General features: G+C 69.7%; 15 protein-coding genes. 11 read left to right on the forward strand and 4 right to left on the reverse strand.

The annotated features are described in order from the left end of the window. The first annotated feature begins 306 nt into the window (after window positions 1-306). From CBM2594_RS22615 to CBM2594_RS22640, 6 genes are all read left to right on the forward strand, one after another. Window positions 307-3,150 carry a xanthine dehydrogenase family protein molybdopterin-binding subunit gene (locus tag CBM2594_RS22615; protein WP_116359020.1) on the forward strand — a complete coding sequence of 948 codons (2,844 nt, stop codon included), beginning with the start codon at window positions 307-309 and terminating at the stop codon, window positions 3,148-3,150. Continuing rightward, window positions 3,147-3,707 carry a (2Fe-2S)-binding protein gene (locus tag CBM2594_RS22620; RefSeq protein WP_116359022.1) on the forward strand — a complete coding sequence of 187 codons (561 nt, stop codon included), beginning with the start codon at window positions 3,147-3,149 and terminating at the stop codon, window positions 3,705-3,707. Before CBM2594_RS22615 ends, CBM2594_RS22620 begins: the two co-directional genes overlap by 4 nt. Beyond that, complete coding sequence (locus tag CBM2594_RS22625) at window positions 3,707-4,990, forward strand: cytochrome c (RefSeq protein ID WP_116359024.1); 1,284 nt, start codon at window positions 3,707-3,709, stop codon at window positions 4,988-4,990. Before CBM2594_RS22620 ends, CBM2594_RS22625 begins: the two co-directional genes overlap by 1 nt. A 403-nt stretch (window positions 4,991-5,393) precedes the next feature. Further along, window positions 5,394-6,914 (forward strand): aldehyde dehydrogenase, encoded by a 1,521-nt coding sequence (gene adh / locus CBM2594_RS22630; protein ID WP_116359026.1) that lies wholly within the window; start codon window positions 5,394-5,396, stop codon window positions 6,912-6,914. Between the two features lie 114 nt (window positions 6,915-7,028). Next, a complete protein-coding gene (adhP, locus tag CBM2594_RS22635; RefSeq protein ID WP_116359028.1) occupies window positions 7,029-8,057 on the forward strand; it encodes an alcohol dehydrogenase AdhP in 1,029 nt (342 codons plus the stop codon). A 14-nt stretch (window positions 8,058-8,071) separates the two neighbouring features. After that, on the forward strand, window positions 8,072-8,467 hold the full coding sequence (locus tag CBM2594_RS22640) for a DUF779 domain-containing protein (protein WP_116359030.1): 396 nt from the start codon (window positions 8,072-8,074) through the stop codon (window positions 8,465-8,467). Between the two features lie 82 nt (window positions 8,468-8,549). Here CBM2594_RS22640 and CBM2594_RS22645 read toward each other — a convergent pair whose 3' ends face one another. After that, window positions 8,550-8,792, reverse strand: coding sequence for a hypothetical protein (locus CBM2594_RS22645; RefSeq protein ID WP_112775693.1), 243 nt, complete (start codon window positions 8,790-8,792; stop codon window positions 8,550-8,552). 190 nt (window positions 8,793-8,982) lie between these two features. On the opposite strand from CBM2594_RS22645, the gene CBM2594_RS22650 reads away from it, so the two are divergent. Genes CBM2594_RS22650 through CBM2594_RS22660 form a run of 3 tightly spaced genes read left to right on the forward strand, consistent with a single transcriptional unit; the run spans window position 8,983 to window position 13,384 of the window. Continuing rightward, a complete protein-coding gene (locus CBM2594_RS22650) occupies window positions 8,983-9,915 on the forward strand; it encodes an alpha/beta hydrolase (RefSeq protein ID WP_116359031.1) in 933 nt (310 codons plus the stop codon). Between the two features lie 57 nt (window positions 9,916-9,972). After that, a complete protein-coding gene (locus CBM2594_RS22655) occupies window positions 9,973-12,096 on the forward strand; it encodes a PBP1A family penicillin-binding protein (protein ID WP_116359033.1) in 2,124 nt (707 codons plus the stop codon). Between the two features lie 34 nt (window positions 12,097-12,130). Next, on the forward strand, window positions 12,131-13,384 hold the full coding sequence (locus CBM2594_RS22660; protein WP_116359035.1) for an arsenic transporter: 1,254 nt from the start codon (window positions 12,131-12,133) through the stop codon (window positions 13,382-13,384). 9 nt (window positions 13,385-13,393) lie between these two features. On the opposite strand, the gene CBM2594_RS22665 is transcribed toward CBM2594_RS22660, so the two are convergent. Beyond that, window positions 13,394-13,585 carry an arsenite efflux pump ArsB gene (locus tag CBM2594_RS22665; RefSeq protein ID WP_116359037.1) on the reverse strand — a complete coding sequence of 64 codons (192 nt, stop codon included), beginning with the start codon at window positions 13,583-13,585 and terminating at the stop codon, window positions 13,394-13,396. A 296-nt stretch (window positions 13,586-13,881) separates the two neighbouring features. Here CBM2594_RS22665 and folE point away from each other — a divergent pair, with 296 nt between their 5' ends. Both folE and CBM2594_RS22675 read left to right on the forward strand, forming a co-directional pair. Next, a complete protein-coding gene (gene folE, locus CBM2594_RS22670; protein ID WP_116359039.1) occupies window positions 13,882-14,628 on the forward strand; it encodes a GTP cyclohydrolase I in 747 nt (248 codons plus the stop codon). Between the two features lie 38 nt (window positions 14,629-14,666). Next, window positions 14,667-15,110 (forward strand): BLUF domain-containing protein, encoded by a 444-nt coding sequence (locus tag CBM2594_RS22675; protein WP_116359041.1) that lies wholly within the window; start codon window positions 14,667-14,669, stop codon window positions 15,108-15,110. Between the two features lie 40 nt (window positions 15,111-15,150). Here the strand turns inward: CBM2594_RS22675 and CBM2594_RS22680 are convergent, their stop codons facing one another. Together CBM2594_RS22680 and CBM2594_RS22685 are read right to left on the reverse strand one after the other, a co-directional pair. Continuing rightward, complete coding sequence (locus CBM2594_RS22680; protein WP_116359043.1) at window positions 15,151-15,405, reverse strand: hypothetical protein; 255 nt, start codon at window positions 15,403-15,405, stop codon at window positions 15,151-15,153. 144 nt (window positions 15,406-15,549) lie between these two features. Next, a complete protein-coding gene (locus CBM2594_RS22685) occupies window positions 15,550-15,714 on the reverse strand; it encodes an FmdB family zinc ribbon protein (protein WP_116359044.1) in 165 nt (54 codons plus the stop codon). Window positions 15,715-15,860: the final 146 nt, after the last annotated feature.

A 15,860-nucleotide genomic window follows, 5' to 3' on the forward strand; every position in this document is an offset into this window, starting at 1 on the left:
GCCGGCGGGGAATATTCGCGCCGGCTGATAACCACTATTCAACGCCCCGCCTTGAGGTAAACCCTAGGCCGCGGCGACAATCGCGGGGTCAGCGCAGCCGTTCAGCGCCAGGACCATGACAACCATGCCCCGCCCCGACTCACCCGCGCCGCAGCCGTAGTGACTGGCGGCACGCCATGCCCTGCAGCGGCCGCACCATCGCGGCCGCGCTCCCTGAACATCTGAACCGTATCCGCGCCAGCCTCCGGGCTGGCCCGCGGATGGCTGCCCTTGCCGCGCAATCTTGCGCCATCCCCAAGGAAACCCATGCCCAGCTTCAACCCTTCACGGCGCACCTTCCTCAAAGCCAGCGTCGTGGCCGGGGTGTCGGTCTATATCGCACCCATCGGCGGCAAGGCCTTCGCGGCCTTGTTCGAAGACAAGATCCTGACCCCCGTGCAGTGGGACGCCAAGGCCGGCGCCCCCCGGTTCCGGATCGACGGCATCGCCAAGGTCAGCGGCGCCAAGGTGTTCGCGCGCGATATCCGCGCGCGCGACATGCCGCACTGGCCGCAGCAGCAGTCGCACGCCTTCATCCTGCGCGCCACGCAGGCCGACCGCACCTATGAAGGCTTCGACCTCGCGGCGCTCGGCGACGAGTTGAAGCCTGACCGCGTGGTCACCGCGGCGGACCTGGCCCGCGACGGCGTCGCCTTCCCCGCGTTCTACGGCGACGACATGCTGCTGCCCGCCGGCAAGACGCCTGCCTACCTGGGCCACGCGGTGGCGATCCTGATCTACCACGACTTCGCGCGCTTCCGCTTTGCCAAGGACAAGCTCAAGTTCCGCGACGACGTGATCCGCTACGGCGCAAAGACCGGCGCGCTGGAACGCGATCCGTGGGGCACCTTCCGCTTCGTGCGCGTGGGCGGCGCCACGCCCTACGCGGACGATGTGTTCTCCAGCCTGAAAAACGCGCCGGTGTTCCCCAGCATGATGCGCAAGCACCAGCCGGTATGGCCGGACGGCAAGGACCACGGCCAGCTCGGCGAACAGGGCATGTACCACGCCGCGCAGATCCGCGCGCAACTCGCAAAGCCGTCCGACGACTGGCTGGTGCTGGAGCGCGAGTACAACTCGCAGTCCGTCGATACCGCCGCGCTGGAGCCCGACAACGCCAACTGCTGGTACGACGCCGCCGCGCAGGCGCTGCACATGGTGGTGCCGACGCAAGGGCCGAACGAGGTCGCCGAAAGCGTGGCCGAGATGCTGGCGAAGGCCAGGGGCGCGTTCCCCGTGAAGCAGGTGTTCCTGCACCCGTGCTACACCGTCGGCTACGGCTCCAAGGACCACTACAATTTCCCGTTCTACGGCCTGGTCACGGCGCTGTACGCCGAAGGCAAGCCGGTGCGGCTGGCCAACGACCGCTACGAGCAGTTCCAGACCTCGATCAAGCGCCACGCCTTCAAGATGCGCTACCGCATCGCGGTGGACCGCAAGACCGGGCTGTTCCAGGCGTTCCAGGGCGACCTGGAGGCCAATGGCGGCGGGCGCTCCAACTTCTCGCCGTCGGTGGCAATGGTGGGCGCCACCGCGGCGCAATCGATCTACTACTTCCCGAAGAACGACCTGACCGCCGTGGCGATCGCCTCGCGCGCCGTCGACGCGGGCTCGGCGCGCGGCTACGGCACGCTGCAGAGCATGGCCGCGACCGAGATGATGGTCGACGAATTCGCCGAACAGCTCAAGCTCGACCCGATCGAGTTCCGGCTGAAGAACGCGCTGCGCTCGGGCATGAAGAACACGCAGGGCGCGATCCCCGCCGGTGCGATCCGCGTCGACGAGGTGCTGGAAGCGGCCAGGGCCTATCCGTTGTGGACCCACCGCGCCAGCAGGAAGGCGGAGTATGAAGCCGCCAACCCCGGCCGCCGCTATGGCGTGGGCTTTGCCTGCGTGCAGAAGGACTTCGGCACGGGCGCGGAAGCGTCATTCGCCAAGGTCGAGCTGAAGGCCGACGGCAGCATCGCGCTGCATCATTCCGGCGCCGAGATCGGCACCGGCATGTCGACTTCGCAGGCCGCCGCGGTGGCGCGCTGGCTGGGCAAGCCGGCGGGCGAGGTGCGCACCTCCGTCACCGACTGGTCCGACCTGCCGGTGACCACCTCGGGCGATCCTTACCTGATGAGCCAGGCCGAGCAGGACAAGCTGTCGGCCAACCCGCGCTGGTCGCCGGCCTATGCATCGCCGGCCAGCGCGACCAACTCGGCGTACTACTTCACGCACAGCACGCGCGAGGCCGCGCGCGTGGTGTTCCTGCACGGCCTGTGGCCGGCGGCGATGGCGATCTGGAGCCAGGGCATCGGCGGCGGCCAGGCGGCCTCGCTGGTGGTGCGCGTGGAAGACGCGCGCTGGGTCGACGGCAAGCTCAGCGCCGGCGGCCTGCAGGCGCTGCCGCTGGCGCAGCTCGCGGCCAAGGCGCATGAACTGGGGCTGGTCACCGGCGCCACCGTGCACGCCTTCAACCGCTGGCAATGGAGCGAGGCCGATTTCGACATCAACGGGCAAGCCGCGCGGCTGCCGGTCGATGGCCTGTCGGTGCGCTACGGCGACGGTGCCGATGGCGTCGATCTCGCGCGCAAGGCGCGCATGCGCAGCCCCGGCGGCTGGCATGTGCTCGACCGCAGCAAGGTCTATATCGCGCCCACGCAGCGCAACAACGCCGCGGTGACCTACTACAGCGCGGTCGGCACCTTCGTCGAGCTGTCGGTGCACGAAGCCAGCGGCAAGGTCGAGATCCTGTCGCACCATTCGATCATGGAATGCGGCACGCAGCTGTCGCCGCAGCTGGTGTCAGGCCAGCTGCAGGGCGGCATCGCCATGGGCATCGGCCACGCGCTGCATGAATACCTGCCGCTCTACGAGGACGGGCCCGGCAACGGCACCTGGAACTTCAACCGCTACCACCTGCCGCGCGCCAGCGACGTGGCGGTGTGGAGCCAGACCGGCACGGTGCTGCCGCCGGTCTCGGAAACCGACCCGCCCAAGGGCATCGCCGAAGTGGTGATGATTCCCGTGGTGGGCGCCATCGTCAACGGCATCGCGCATGCCATCGGCCACCGCTTCACCGACCTGCCGGTATCGGCGGCCAAGATCCAGGAGGTACTGGCATGAGCATCGCCACCCAACCCATCACGCTCAACATCAACGGCAAGGACGTCGGCCCGGTCGACGTGCCCGAAGGCCTGATGATGATCGATTTCCTGCATGAATACCTGGACCTGACCGGCTCGCGCCTGGGCTGCGGCCAGGGCATCTGCCACGCCTGCGTGGTGATCCACGACAAGCCCGACGGCACCAGCGAGGAAGTGCGCAGCTGCATCACCGGCGCGCACTGGTTCCACGGCCGCAAGGTGCGCACGGTGGAAGGCCACGGCAAGCGCAACGAGCAGGGCGAGGTGGTCGAGCTGACGCCGGTGCAGCAGAAGTTCCTGGAGCATTTCAGCTTCCAGTGCGGCTACTGCACGCCGGGCTTCGTCAACGGCGCCACCATCCTGGTGGAACAGCTCAGGCGCAAGCCGGTGCCGAAGGACCAGGTCGAGGCCACCATCACCAGGGCGCTGGACGGCCACATCTGCCGCTGCACCGGCTACGTGCGCTACTACGAGGCGGTCAAGGACGTGATCACCAGCACGCCGGGGCTGGTGCAGGACAGCGGGAGCGACAAGTGATGCAGCGCACGCCCCTGATGATCGCCACGCGCGCCGCGCTGGCAGCCATCGCCGCTGCCGCGGCCATGGCGGGCTGCGGCAGCCGCACCGAAGCCATTGCCCCCGCCGCGGACCTGGCGCCCAAGGCGCAGCTGTCGCCTGCCGAGCAGATCGCGCGCGGCCGCTACCTGGTGCGCGCCGCCGACTGCGCCGCCTGCCATACCGCGCCGCAAGGCGCGCCGTTCGCCGGCGGCGTGGAACTGGCGTCTCCGTTCGGCAAGTTCTACGGCACCAACATCACGCCGGACAAGACCCACGGCATCGGCAACTGGAGCGCGGACGACTTCTACAAGGCGCTGCATGACGGCAAGGCGCCGGGCAAACCGCTCTATCCGGCGATGCCGTACACGTCGTACCGCGGCCTGTCGCGCGCGGATTCGGACGCCATGTACGCCTACCTGATGCAGGTGAGGCCGGCCGCCGTGGCCAACCGCCCGCACGACCTGCAGTTCCCGTACAACCTGCGCTTCGCGCTGGCGGGCTGGAACCTGCTGTTCCTCGAGGACAAGCTGCCGGACGCATCCAAGGGCAATTCGGAGTCGTGGCAGCGCGGCCGCTACCTGTCCAACGCGCTGGGGCACTGCGCCGAATGCCACACGCCGCGCGCCGCCTTCGGCCGGCTGGATGCGTCGAAGCCGCTGGCCGGCTCGGCGCTGGCACGCGTCGGCGCGCCCGACATCACGCCAGCCGGCCTGGCCGCGCGCGGCTGGACCGCGGCCGACCTGCAGCAGTTCTTTGCGATCGGCATCGCGCCGCAAGGCTCGGCCTTCGGCGAGATGTACCCGGTGGTGCATCTGAGCAGCCAGTACCTGAACCAAAGCGACCTGGCCGCGATGACCACCTACCTGCTGGGCGACCAGCCGCCCGCGCCGCAGCCGGTGAAGGCGGTGAATGCCGACGCCGCGCAACTGGCACCGGGCCGCCGCCACTATGTGGCCGTCTGCGCCGGCTGCCATGGGCGCGAGGGCGAAGGCAAGCCGCACGTCGCGGTATCGATGGCCGGCAATTCGACGGTGCGCAACGCCGACGCGCGCAACCTGATCGTGTCGATGCTCGATGGCATCGAGGCGCAGCGCTTCCCGGGTGTGGAGGCGATGCAGGAGATGCCGGGTTTTGCCGAGCGCATGAGCGACGAGGAGCTGGCGCAGCTGGCGAACTATCTGCGTGCTACGTGGGGTGGGCAGGCAGCTGATGTGAAGCCGGGTGATGTGAAGGCGCTGCGCGCGGCCGGGCCAGGGCATTAAGGCCTGCGCCACCGACGCTAACCATCCCGCCGGTTTGCTCCCCTCTCCCGCTTGCGGGAGAGGGGCCGGGGGTGAGGGCAGGCGCTGGCATACCGACGCGCTTCACTTCGTTGACGCTCCGGCCCTCACCCCCACCCCTCTCCCGCGCGCGGGAGAGGGGTGCGTATGCGAGGGGTGGTGGCAAGCCCAAACGCTGTCGCATGGCAGCGCGATCCGCCATGTGTCCCAGTCTGGGACACTCACTGTCACACGCTGACACACCTGGCCCGAGGCCGCGGCCAGATCTTCGATTCCTCCCCCGCTTTTCCGCCCTCCCGCCCCCGGCACACCTCTTGCGATCTGTTCCCCCGCGCACGGCCCACGCCGTGACGGCACCACACAGATCATTCGAACGGAGCGAGACATGGACATGGCGGAAATCGCCCAGCTGGGCGTCAGCAACCCCTACAAGCAGCAGTACGACAACTACATCGGCGGCCAGTGGGTGCCGCCCGCCGGCGGCGAGTACTTCGAGTCGATCACGCCGATCACCGGCAAGCCGTTCACGCGCGTGCCGCGCTCGCAGCAGCAGGACGTCGATGCCGCGCTGGATGCCGCGCACGCTGCCAAGGCCGCGTGGGCGCGCACGTCCACCACCGAGCGCGCCAATATCCTGAACCGCATCGCCGACCGCATCGAGGCCAACCTGAAGCTGCTTGCGGTGGCGGAGAGCATCGACAACGGCAAGCCCGTGCGCGAGACCACTGCCGCCGACCTGCCGCTGGCGGTGGACCACTTCCGCTACTTCGCGGGCTGCATCCGTGCGCAGGAAGGCGGCATTTCCGAGATCGACGGCGACACCATCGCCTACCACTTCCATGAGCCGCTGGGCGTGGTCGGGCAGATCATCCCGTGGAACTTCCCGCTGCTGATGGCCACCTGGAAACTGGCGCCGGCGCTGGCCGCCGGCAACTGCGTGGTGCTGAAGCCCGCCGAGCAGACGCCGGCCTCGATCCTGGTGCTGATGGAAGTGATCGGCGACCTGCTGCCGCCGGGCGTGGTCAACGTGATCAACGGCTTCGGGCTGGAAGCGGGCAAGCCGTTGGCATCGAGCCCGCGCATCAGCAAGGTGGCGTTCACCGGCGAGACCACCACCGGCCGGCTGATCATGCAGTACGCCTCGCAGAACCTGATCCCGGTGACGCTGGAACTGGGCGGCAAGTCGCCCAACATCTTCTTCGAAGACGTGCTCGCCGCCGACGACGCCTTCTTCGACAAGGCGCTGGAAGGCTTTGCCATGTTCGCGCTGAACCAGGGCGAGGTCTGCACCTGCCCGTCGCGCGCGCTGATCCAGGAATCGATCTATGACCGCTTCATGGAGCGCGCGCTCAAGCGCGTCGCCGCGATCCGCCAGGGGCATCCGCTCGACACCGGCACCATGATCGGCGCGCAGGCGTCGGCCGAACAGCTGGAGAAGATCCTGTCGTACATCGACCTGGGCCGCAAGGAAGGCGCGCAGTGCCTCGCCGGCGGCGAACGCAACGTGATCGACGGCGACCTCGCGGGCGGCTACTACGTCAAGCCGACGGTATTTGCCGGCCACAACAAGATGCGCATCTTCCAGGAAGAGATCTTCGGGCCGGTGGTTTCGGTCACCACGTTCAAGGATGAGGAAGAGGCGCTGGCGATCGCCAACGACACGCTCTACGGCCTCGGCGCCGGGGTCTGGACGCGCGACGGCGCGCGCGCGTTCCGCATGGGCCGCGGCATCCAGGCCGGGCGCGTGTGGACCAACTGCTACCACGCCTACCCCGCCCATGCCGCATTCGGGGGATACAAGCAGTCCGGCATCGGCCGCGAGAACCATCGCATGATGCTCGACCACTACCAGCAGACCAAGAACCTGCTGGTCAGCTACAGCCCGAACGCGCTCGGGTTCTTCTGACGGTGCTCAAGGCATGGCGCAATGGCCCCCTTCAGGGGCCGTGCGCATGCGATGATCCGCTTGTGCCCCGCGGGCGCGGGGCCATCCGGACAAGGAGTCACTCAAGGAGTCGAGATGCCAGCAACGATGAAAGCCGCGGTAGTGCGTGAATTCGGCGCGCCGCTCGTGATCGACGAAGTTCCTGTTCCTCAACCCGGCCCCGGCCAGATCCAGGTAAAGATCGCGGCCTCGGGCGTCTGCCATACCGACCTGCACGCCGCCGATGGCGACTGGCCGGTCAAACCCACCCTGCCCTTTATCCCCGGCCACGAAGGCGTGGGCTACGTTTGCGCCGTGGGCAGCGGCGTGACCCGCGTGAAAGAAGGCGACCGCGTCGGCGTGCCCTGGCTGTACAGCGCGTGCGGCTATTGCGAGCACTGCCTGCAAGGCTGGGAGACGCTGTGCGAGAAGCAGCAGAACACCGGCTATTCCGTCAACGGCGGCTATGGCGAATATGTCGTCGCCGATCCCGATTACGTCGGCCTGCTGCCCGACAAGGTGGGCTTTGTCGAGATTGCGCCGATCCTGTGCGCGGGCGTGACGGTCTACAAGGGGCTCAAGGTCACCGATACGCGGCCCGGCCAGTGGGTGGTGATCTCCGGCATCGGCGGCCTTGGGCACGTGGCGGTGCAGTATGCGCGAGCCATGGGGCTGCGCGTGGCCGCGGTCGACATCGATGACGGCAAGCTCGCGCTGGCGCGCCAGCTCGGCGCCGAAGCCACCGTCAACGCGCGCACCACCGATCCCGCCGCGTGGCTGCAGAAGGAAATCGGCGGCGCGCACGGCGTGCTGGTCACCGCGGTATCGCCGATCGCCTTCTCCCAGGCAATCGGCATGGTGCGCCGCGGCGGCACCGTCGCGCTCAACGGCTTGCCGCCGGGCGAGTTCGGCACGCCGATCTTCGACGTGGTGCTCAAGGGCATCACCATCCGCGGCTCGATCGTCGGCACGCGCAGCGACCTGCAGGAATCGCTGGACTTTGCCGCGCACGGCGACGTGAAGGCGACCGTGTCCACCGCGAAGCTCGACGACATCAACCAGGTGTTCGGGCGCCTGCGCGACGGCAAGGTCGAAGGCCGGGTCGTGCTGGACTTCAACGCCTGACGAGGACCCCATCCATGCCGATTTCCGCATCCGCTGCCCCGTCCGTGGCCCGCGTGGTGGCCACGCCGGCGGCGCTCGCGCTGATCGCCGAGCTGGCCGCGCGGCACGGCCCGCTGATGTTCCACCAGTCCGGCGGCTGCTGCGACGGCAGCGCGCCGATGTGCTATCCCGCCGGCGAGCTGCTGGTGGGACCGGCCGATGTCTGCCTGGGCCAGATCGGCGGCGCCGCGTTCTACATGACGCGCGCGCAGTTCGAGTACTGGCGCCACACGCGGCTGGTGATCGACGTGGTGCCGGGCGCGGGCGGCATGTTCTCGCTGGAGGGACGCACGGGCCGGCGCTTCCTGACGCGCTCGGAGCTGTTCAGCGACGCCGAGGCCGCGTGGCTGGCGCAACAGCCGGAGCCGTGATCCCCTGGCAGGCGATGGCGTGCGGGGCAACTGGTGCCCGCACGCCATGCCCCGGTTCAGCGCCGCGGTTCAGCGCCGCGGCTCAGCGTTTCTCGTCGAGCAGGTCGTTCAGGATTTCGTCGAAGGTGGCCTGGGCGTCCTCCAGCGCCTGCAGCGCCGCGTCGAAGGTCTGCAGCGCCAGTTTCGACGGCTTGCCGCTGCCCTGCGGCGGATAGTGAGCCTGCAGCGCCGTGAAGGCGACCTGCACCTGCCGCGTGGCGGCGACCACGCGTTCCATGGCCTGCGCCTCTTCGGCGCGGTATTGCTCGTGCTTCTGTTCGTTCATGCCGGTCGGCTCCCTGAAGGCGCGTCGTCTCGGTGGGGTGCGCGCGCCCGTATGAGGCATATCGTACAAGAACTGCGCCGGCCGGCTTGCGCCGCGGCCACGCCCCCGGCAAAAATAGGGTAGGCTGCGCGGCTGGGCGGCAAGGCCGGCGCGCTTGCGCCACGCCTGGCCGCGGCCACCGAAGAATGCCATGCCATTGACCACCCGCCGCGCGCTGGCAGCCGCGCTGATGACCGCCAGCGGCTTCGCCTGCTACTGGACCTACCTGACCGTGAACCAGGACCGGCTGCTGTTCGACGCGCGCCGGCGCCCGCCGCGCGACCTGCCCGACGGCATCATCGGCTATTCGCACCTGATCCCCGGCGGCGTGGTGCGCGGCTACATCTACCACGCCCCCGGCGACAGCGTGCACGACCTGCTGTTCTACCTGCCGGGCCGCGGCGAGGATGTGCTGGAAACGCTGCAATACGCACGCTGGCTGCCCGCCGGCATGGCCTTCGCCACCTACGATTACCGCGGCCTGGGCCACTCCGACGGGCGCCCGTCCGAGGGCGCCGCGGTGGCCGACGCCAGCCAGTTCCTGCTGCACGTGCGGCGCGTGTTCCCCGAGACCCGCGTGCACGTGGTGGGGCGCAGCCTGGGCACCGGCGTGGCGATCCAGCTGGCGGACCTGCAGGATTTCGAGAGCCTGCAGCTGATCACCCCCTACGACTCGCTGCTGGAACTGGTGCGCAAGCGCTTTCCGCTGGTGCCCCTGCGCCAACTGATGCGCCACCACTTCGATTCGATCTCGCATTGCAAGAAGGTCGTGCAGAGCACCAAGGTGCTGCTGGCGGCTACAGACGAAGTGGTGCCGCACGCCTGCTCGGAACGGCTCATGGCGGCCTGGCCCGGCCCGGTGGCGCTGCAGACCGTGCCGGACACCGATCACTTCACCATCATCGAGCGCGAGCAGACCTGGCTGTCGCTGTGCGAATTCGCGCGCCAGCACAGCCAGGCGCGCTTGCGCGTGGCGGCGGTGCAGTCCGCGCCGCCGCAGCCAGCGCCGGCGAGCCCTCCCGCACCGCAGCCGGTCGACCATGACGAGCTGGGCAATCCCCTGCCGCTGGCGGCAAACCGCTGAGCCGGCCGCCGGGTCGGTGAAGCCGGGCCGTCAGGTGCAGCGGGTAAAATGCGGCCCATGAAAAAATTCGCAGTCAAGGCAGGCGGCGCCGCGCTGGCGCTGGCTGCCGCCGGCGCCTTGTTGGCCGGCTTTGCCGCCGTGGTCAGCCTGCGCCAGCTTCCCCCCGTCGAAGCGCTGCGCGACTACCGGCCCGATGTGCCGCTGCGCATCTACACCAGCGACCACGTCCAGATCGGCGAGTTCGGCAGCGAGCACCGCGAGTTCATCCCCTTCGAGCAGATCCCGCGGCGCATGGTCCAGGCGCTGCTCGCCGCCGAGGACGACCAGTTCTACGAACACCAGGGCATCGACATCCCCGGCGTGTTCCGCGCCGCGCTGGCCAACCTCGGCCAGCGCTACGCACAGGGCGCTTCGACCATCACCATGCAGGTGGCGCGCAACTTCTACCTGACGCGCGAGAAGACGCTGGCGCGCAAGTGGTATGAAATGCTGCTGGCCTGGCGCATCGACCACGCGCTGCCCAAGGACCGCATCCTCGAGCTGTACATGAACCAGGTCTACCTGGGCGAGCATGCCTATGGCTTCGGCAGCGCCGCGCACGCGTACTTCGGCAAGCCGCTGGCGTCGCTGTCGCTGGCCGAGAGCGCGATGCTGGCGGGCCTGCCGAAAGCACCTTCGGCCGTGAACCCGGTGGTCAATTTCGCGCGTGCCAAGCGGCGCCAGGAATATGTGCTGGGTCGGATGCTGGCGCTGGGCATGATCAGCCAGGACGACTACCGCGAAGCCCGCGCCACGCGCCTGGTGATCACCGACGACAGCCCCGGCAGCTTTGCCGGCCATGCCGAACACGTGGCCGAACTGGCGCGCCAGCTGGCGCGCGAGCGCTTCGGCGACGAGGCCTACACGCGCGGCCTGAACGTCTACACCACGGTGTCTTCCGTGCGCCAGACCCTGGCCTACGATGCCGTGCATGGCGGGCTGGAGGGCTACGCGCGCCGCCACCGCCAGTTCGTCAGGGACCTGTCGCAAGGCCCGCAGGCCGCGCTGGTGTCGCTCGACGCCGGCAGCGGCGCGATCGAGGCCATGGTCGGCGGCGCCGACTTTGGCGCCAGCCGCTTCAACCACGCCACCCAGGCGCAGCGCCAGCCCGGCTCGACCTTCAAGCCCTTCATCTATGCCGCGGCGCTGGAGCGCGGCGTGTCGCCCGGCACGCTGATCAACGACGCGCCGCTGCCCAATGGCTCCCGCTGGCAGCCGTCCAACGACGACGGGCGCTTTGTCGGCCCCATCACCGTGCGCCAGGCGCTGGCCGAATCGCGCAACCTGCCGGCGATCCGCACGCTGCAGGCGATCGGCATCCCCTATGCGGTGGAATTCGCCAGCCGCTTCGGCTTCTCGCCCAGGCGGCTGCCGCGCTACCTGCCGCTGGCGCTGGGCACCGGCACCACCTCGCCGCTGCGCCTGGCGGCGGCCTACGGCGTGTTCGCCAACGGCGGCCACCGCATCGAGCCCTACCTGATCGAGCGCATCACCGACAGCGAAGGCAACGTGCTGTTCAGTGCCAACCAGGACACCGACGAGCGCCCGGCGCCGCCGCCCGTGATCAGCGCGCGCAATGCCTTCGTCATGGACAGCCTGCTGCGCAGCGTGGTCGATGCCGGCACCGGCGCCGGCGTGCGCCGCTACCTGCGCCGCGACGACGTGGCCGGCAAGACCGGCACCACCAACGACTCGGTCGACGGCTGGTTCGCCGGCTATGCCGGCGGCGTGGTCACGGTGGCGTGGATGGGCTATGACGACAACCGCAGCCTGGGCGAGCGTGAGTTCGGCGCGACCACCGCGCTGCCGGTGTGGGCCGCCTACATGGAGGGCCGCCTGGCCGGCGTGCCGGAGGCCGACGCGCAGGCGCCCGCCGGCGTGGTGCAAACCGGCGGCGAGTGGATCTACGCCGAGAACGCCGACGGCAGCCACGGCATCGCCTCGATCGGCTTCCCGCCGCCAGCGCCGGCTGCGACGCCGGCCAGCCCGCCGCTGACGGACCCGTTCGCCAGCAACGGCCCGGCGCAGGCCGCACCCGGTGCGCCAGCCGCGCCAGGCGCACCCTCCGCGGCCGCGCCCACCCCCGTGACCAGCGAGGCGCCAGCCGCCGCGCCGGCCGCACCCGCCGACAACCCGCTGTAGACTTGCCGCTTCCACGCTTTCCGTCCCGAACCCGATGTCCAGCCACAGCCCGCTGCTGATCTGGTCGGTCGCCGCGCTGACCACCGCTGGCGTCCTGTTCCGTCCCTTCCGCCTGCCCGAAGCCTTCTGGGCCGCCGGCGGCGCGCTGCTGCTGTGCGCCACCGGCCTGATGGCGCCGCCCGAGGCGTTGGCCGCGGTGCTGCGCGGCCATGACGTGTACCTGTTCCTGGCCGGCATGATGCTGATTGCGGAACTGGCCCGCAAGACCGGCCTGTTCGACCACGTTGCCGCGCTCGCCGTGCGCCAGGCGCGCGGCTCGGCGCCGCGGCTGTTCCTGCTGGTGTATGGCTTCGGCACGCTGGTGACGGCGTTCATGTCCAACGACGCCACCGCGGTGGTGCTCACGCCCGCGGTGCTGGCCGCCACCCGCGCCGCGCGCGTGCGCCAGCCGCTGCCCTACCTGTACGCCTGCGCCTTTATCGCCAACGCCGCCAGCTTCGTGCTGCCGATTTCCAACCCGGCCAACCTGGTGATTTTCGGCGAGCGCATGCCGCCGCTGGCGGGGTGGCTGGCCAGCTTCGCGCTGCCCTCGCTGGCCGCGGTCCTGGCGACGCTGGCGGCGCTGTGGTGGACCCAGCGCGCGGCGCTGGCCGAGCCCATCGCGCAGGACGTGCCGGTGCCGCCGCTGTCCCGCCAGGCGTGGCTGAGCGCGCTGGGCATCGTGCTGACCGGGCTGGTGCTGCTGGTGGCCTCGCTGCGCGGCAGCGCGCTGGGCTGGCCCACCTGCGCCGCCGGCGTGGCCACGCTGCTGCTGGTCTGCGCCACCCGGCGCGAACTAATGTGGCCGACGCTGCGCGGGGTGTCATGGGGCGTGCTGCCGATGGTGGCGGGGCTGTTCGTGCTGGTGGCGGCGCTGGAGCAGACTGCTGTGATCCGCCACCTTGCCGACGCCGTTGCCGCGGCCTCGCGCGATGGCGGCGCGCTGGCGCTGCTGGGCGTGGGCGCGGTGGTGGCGCTGGCGGGCAATCTCGCCAACAACCTGCCGGCGGGGCTGATTGCCGCGTCGGCGCTGGATGCCGGGCAGGCCTCGCATGCGGTCAGCGGCGCGGTGCTGGTCGGCATCGACCTGGGCCCCAACCTGTCCGTCACCGGCTCGCTCGCCACGCTGCTGTGGCTGACGGCGCTGCGGCGCGACGGGCTGCAGGTCAGCGCCGGGCAGTTCCTGCGCGTGGGCGCGGTGGTCATGCCGGCGGCCATGCTGCCGGCGCTGGCGCTGCTGCTGCTTTAGACCGCAGCTTCAGCCGCTGGCGGGGACTTCCGCGGCCGGGCTGCGCGGCGCCGGCGACAGCGGCCGGCGCAGTCCGCCCGCGCCCTGGCGCACGGCGCGGGCATGGTGTTCCGCCACACCGGTTTCCACCGGCGTGGCAGGTACCGGCACTGTCACCACATGGAGCAACATCAGGCTGCTGCACGGAAAGGCGATCGGCATGATGAGGTGGATCCCGACAAAGCGTCAGGCCGCGCATGGCCGCGGCCGGGGGCCGGCGGCCTGCGACGGGCCGCCTGGTGTTGTGCAGACATTATGTGGGCTTGTCGGCGCCGTGCGGGGCGGGCTTGAGCGATGTCACGAACTCTTCATCGAGCGCGCATCGGTTGTGGCGTATCCGGCCCACCGCAACGTCCTTTGCCGGCCACCGCGCGGGTTGTGAGGCCACGGCATCTGCCATATAGTGAATCCGGCACACCCCCGCTGCGCCGCCAATCACGCCATCACCACACCGATCCATGACCAGCAAGGACGCCGCGCACCGCGCACAGGACAGCAACGCCGGCGAAGGTGCCAGCCATCCCGCCGGCAGCGTCTCGGCCCGCATCCGCGCGCGGCTGGAGGCCGCGCAGGAGCGCTTCCACGCCAACGACAATATCGCCCGCTATATTGAGCCGGGCGAGATGGAACAGCTGCAGGCCGAAGTCCAGGCGCGCCTGCAGGACGTGCTGCGGGCGCTGGTGATCGACGTCGACAACGACCACAACACGCAGGAAACCGCGCGCCGCGTCGCCAAGATGTACCTGAAGGAGATCTTTGCCGGCCGCTATGCCAAGGCCCCGCCGGTGACGGAATTCCCCAACGTCGGCCAGCTCAACGAACTGATGATCGTGGGGCCGCTGCGCGTGCGCAGCGCCTGCTCGCACCACCTGTGTCCCATCATCGGCAAGCTGTGGATCGGCGTGATGCCGAACCAGCATTCCAACCTGATCGGGCTGTCCAAGTACGCGCGGCTGGCCGAATGGATCATGTGCCGCCCGCAGATCCAGGAAGAGGCGGTGGCGCAGGTGGCCGACCTGCTGCAGGAAAAGATGAGTCCCGACGGGCTGGCCATCGTGATGGAGGCCGAGCACTTCTGCATGCACTGGCGCGGCGTGCGCGACACCGACGCCAAGATGACCAACAGCGTGATGCGCGGCTCTTTTCTGAAGGACGACAGCCTGCGCCGCGAATTCCTCACGCTGCTGAACCATAACCGCGGCTAGCGGCCTGCCCGCGGCCGCCACCACCGAGCGCCACGACCATGCTAGTCCGCCTGCTCTATGCCAGCCGTGCCCGCCAGGCCATCGATGCCGCCCTGCTCGATGCCATCCTGGCCACCAGCCTGGAGCGCAACCCGCGCCACGGCATCACCGGGGTGCTGTGCCATGGCAACGGCATCTTCCTGCAGGCGCTGGAAGGCGACCGGCAGGAGGTGTCGCAGCTGTTCCAGTCGATCGCGCGCGATCCGCGCCACCACGACGTGACCCTGCTGCATTTCGAGGAAACCTGCACGCGCGACTTTGCCGGCTGGGCCATGGGGCAGGTCAATGCGGCGCGGCTCAATGCGGCCACCCTGCTCAAGTTCTCGGCGCGCGCCGAGCTCGATCCCTACCGCACCGGCGGCGCGGCCTCGCTGGCGCTGCTCAAGGAACTGATCGCCGGCGCGTCGGTGGTGTCGCGCACCGGCGAGCGCGCACGGCACTGAGCCGCGCCGGCGGCGCCGCTAGACCGCCGCTAGACCGCCGCTAGACCGTGACTGGCCCGTACAGGCCGCACTCCAGGTCGCTCTCGAACTCTTCCATCCACGCCGTGCCGGCGCCGGCCTCGTAGACGCTGGTCTTGTCGGTGCCGACGCGGCGCACGCTGACGCGCCGCGCGCCGTCGCCGTCGCGCTCGTCGGTAATGTCGAACATCTCCGCCGCCAGCCCGACATGCCGGCATGCGTCCAGGACCTGCTGCTGCTCGTCGGCGGGAAATTCGGTGAACGGTCTCGTTGCCATGGCATCCTCCGTCAAGGTTGAGATCGCCGCTTGCGCGCAGCGCGAACGCGCGTGGCACCGCGGGCGCCACGCATGAAGCAGGACGCGCGCCGGCAGCCGGCCGGCGGCGCGTCCGCACCCTCCTGCAAGGTTATTGTTCGAAACTCAGCTCTTGCGCTGGGTCACCGCCACGAACGGCGCCGGTGCGTGCTGCACGGACTGGCTGCCGCAATTCGGGCACGGTGGATGGGCAGAGGCATGTTCCGCGAGATGCTCGGTTTTCTCGAACATATGGCCGCACTTCTCGCAGCGGTATTGATAGACGGGCATGGCATTCCCCCACGCGGTGCACACGCCGCGGGGCGCGTGTCAGCTTCATTCTAGGACAGCGGTCCGCGCCGCCAAGCGGCAAAAATTCCGGCCCGCCGGAAGTCCGCCGGAAGTCCGCCGGCAATGTCGCCGCCGCCGCACTTTGC

The organism is Cupriavidus taiwanensis (genome assembly GCF_900249755.1).
GTDB lineage: Bacteria > Pseudomonadota > Gammaproteobacteria > Burkholderiales > Burkholderiaceae > Cupriavidus > Cupriavidus taiwanensis_D.

What these genes read in the sequence shown, in the direction of transcription:
- CBM2594_RS22675 (WP_116359041.1), top strand. Translation starts at nt 14,667, where the DNA reads ATGCTAGTCCGCCTGCTCTATGCCAGCCGTGCCCGCCAGGCCATCGAT.
- CBM2594_RS22640 (WP_116359030.1), top strand. Translation starts at nt 8,072, where the DNA reads ATGCCGATTTCCGCATCCGCTGCCCCGTCCGTGGCCCGCGTGGTGGCC.
- CBM2594_RS22660 (WP_116359035.1), top strand. Translation starts at nt 12,131, where the DNA reads ATGTCCAGCCACAGCCCGCTGCTGATCTGGTCGGTCGCCGCGCTGACC.
- CBM2594_RS22665 (WP_116359037.1), bottom strand. Translation starts at nt 13,585, where the DNA reads ATGCCGATCGCCTTTCCGTGCAGCAGCCTGATGTTGCTCCATGTGGTG.
- folE (WP_116359039.1), top strand. Translation starts at nt 13,882, where the DNA reads ATGACCAGCAAGGACGCCGCGCACCGCGCACAGGACAGCAACGCCGGC.
- CBM2594_RS22620 (WP_116359022.1), top strand. Translation starts at nt 3,147, where the DNA reads ATGAGCATCGCCACCCAACCCATCACGCTCAACATCAACGGCAAGGAC.
- CBM2594_RS22650 (WP_116359031.1), top strand. Translation starts at nt 8,983, where the DNA reads ATGCCATTGACCACCCGCCGCGCGCTGGCAGCCGCGCTGATGACCGCC.
- CBM2594_RS22625 (WP_116359024.1), top strand. Translation starts at nt 3,707, where the DNA reads ATGCAGCGCACGCCCCTGATGATCGCCACGCGCGCCGCGCTGGCAGCC.
- adh (WP_116359026.1), top strand. Translation starts at nt 5,394, where the DNA reads ATGGACATGGCGGAAATCGCCCAGCTGGGCGTCAGCAACCCCTACAAG.
- CBM2594_RS22645 (WP_112775693.1), bottom strand. Translation starts at nt 8,792, where the DNA reads ATGAACGAACAGAAGCACGAGCAATACCGCGCCGAAGAGGCGCAGGCC.
- CBM2594_RS22680 (WP_116359043.1), bottom strand. Translation starts at nt 15,405, where the DNA reads ATGGCAACGAGACCGTTCACCGAATTTCCCGCCGACGAGCAGCAGCAG.
- CBM2594_RS22615 (WP_116359020.1), top strand. Translation starts at nt 307, where the DNA reads ATGCCCAGCTTCAACCCTTCACGGCGCACCTTCCTCAAAGCCAGCGTC.
- CBM2594_RS22685 (WP_116359044.1), bottom strand. Translation starts at nt 15,714, where the DNA reads ATGCCCGTCTATCAATACCGCTGCGAGAAGTGCGGCCATATGTTCGAG.
- adhP (WP_116359028.1), top strand. Translation starts at nt 7,029, where the DNA reads ATGCCAGCAACGATGAAAGCCGCGGTAGTGCGTGAATTCGGCGCGCCG.
- CBM2594_RS22655 (WP_116359033.1), top strand. Translation starts at nt 9,973, where the DNA reads ATGAAAAAATTCGCAGTCAAGGCAGGCGGCGCCGCGCTGGCGCTGGCT.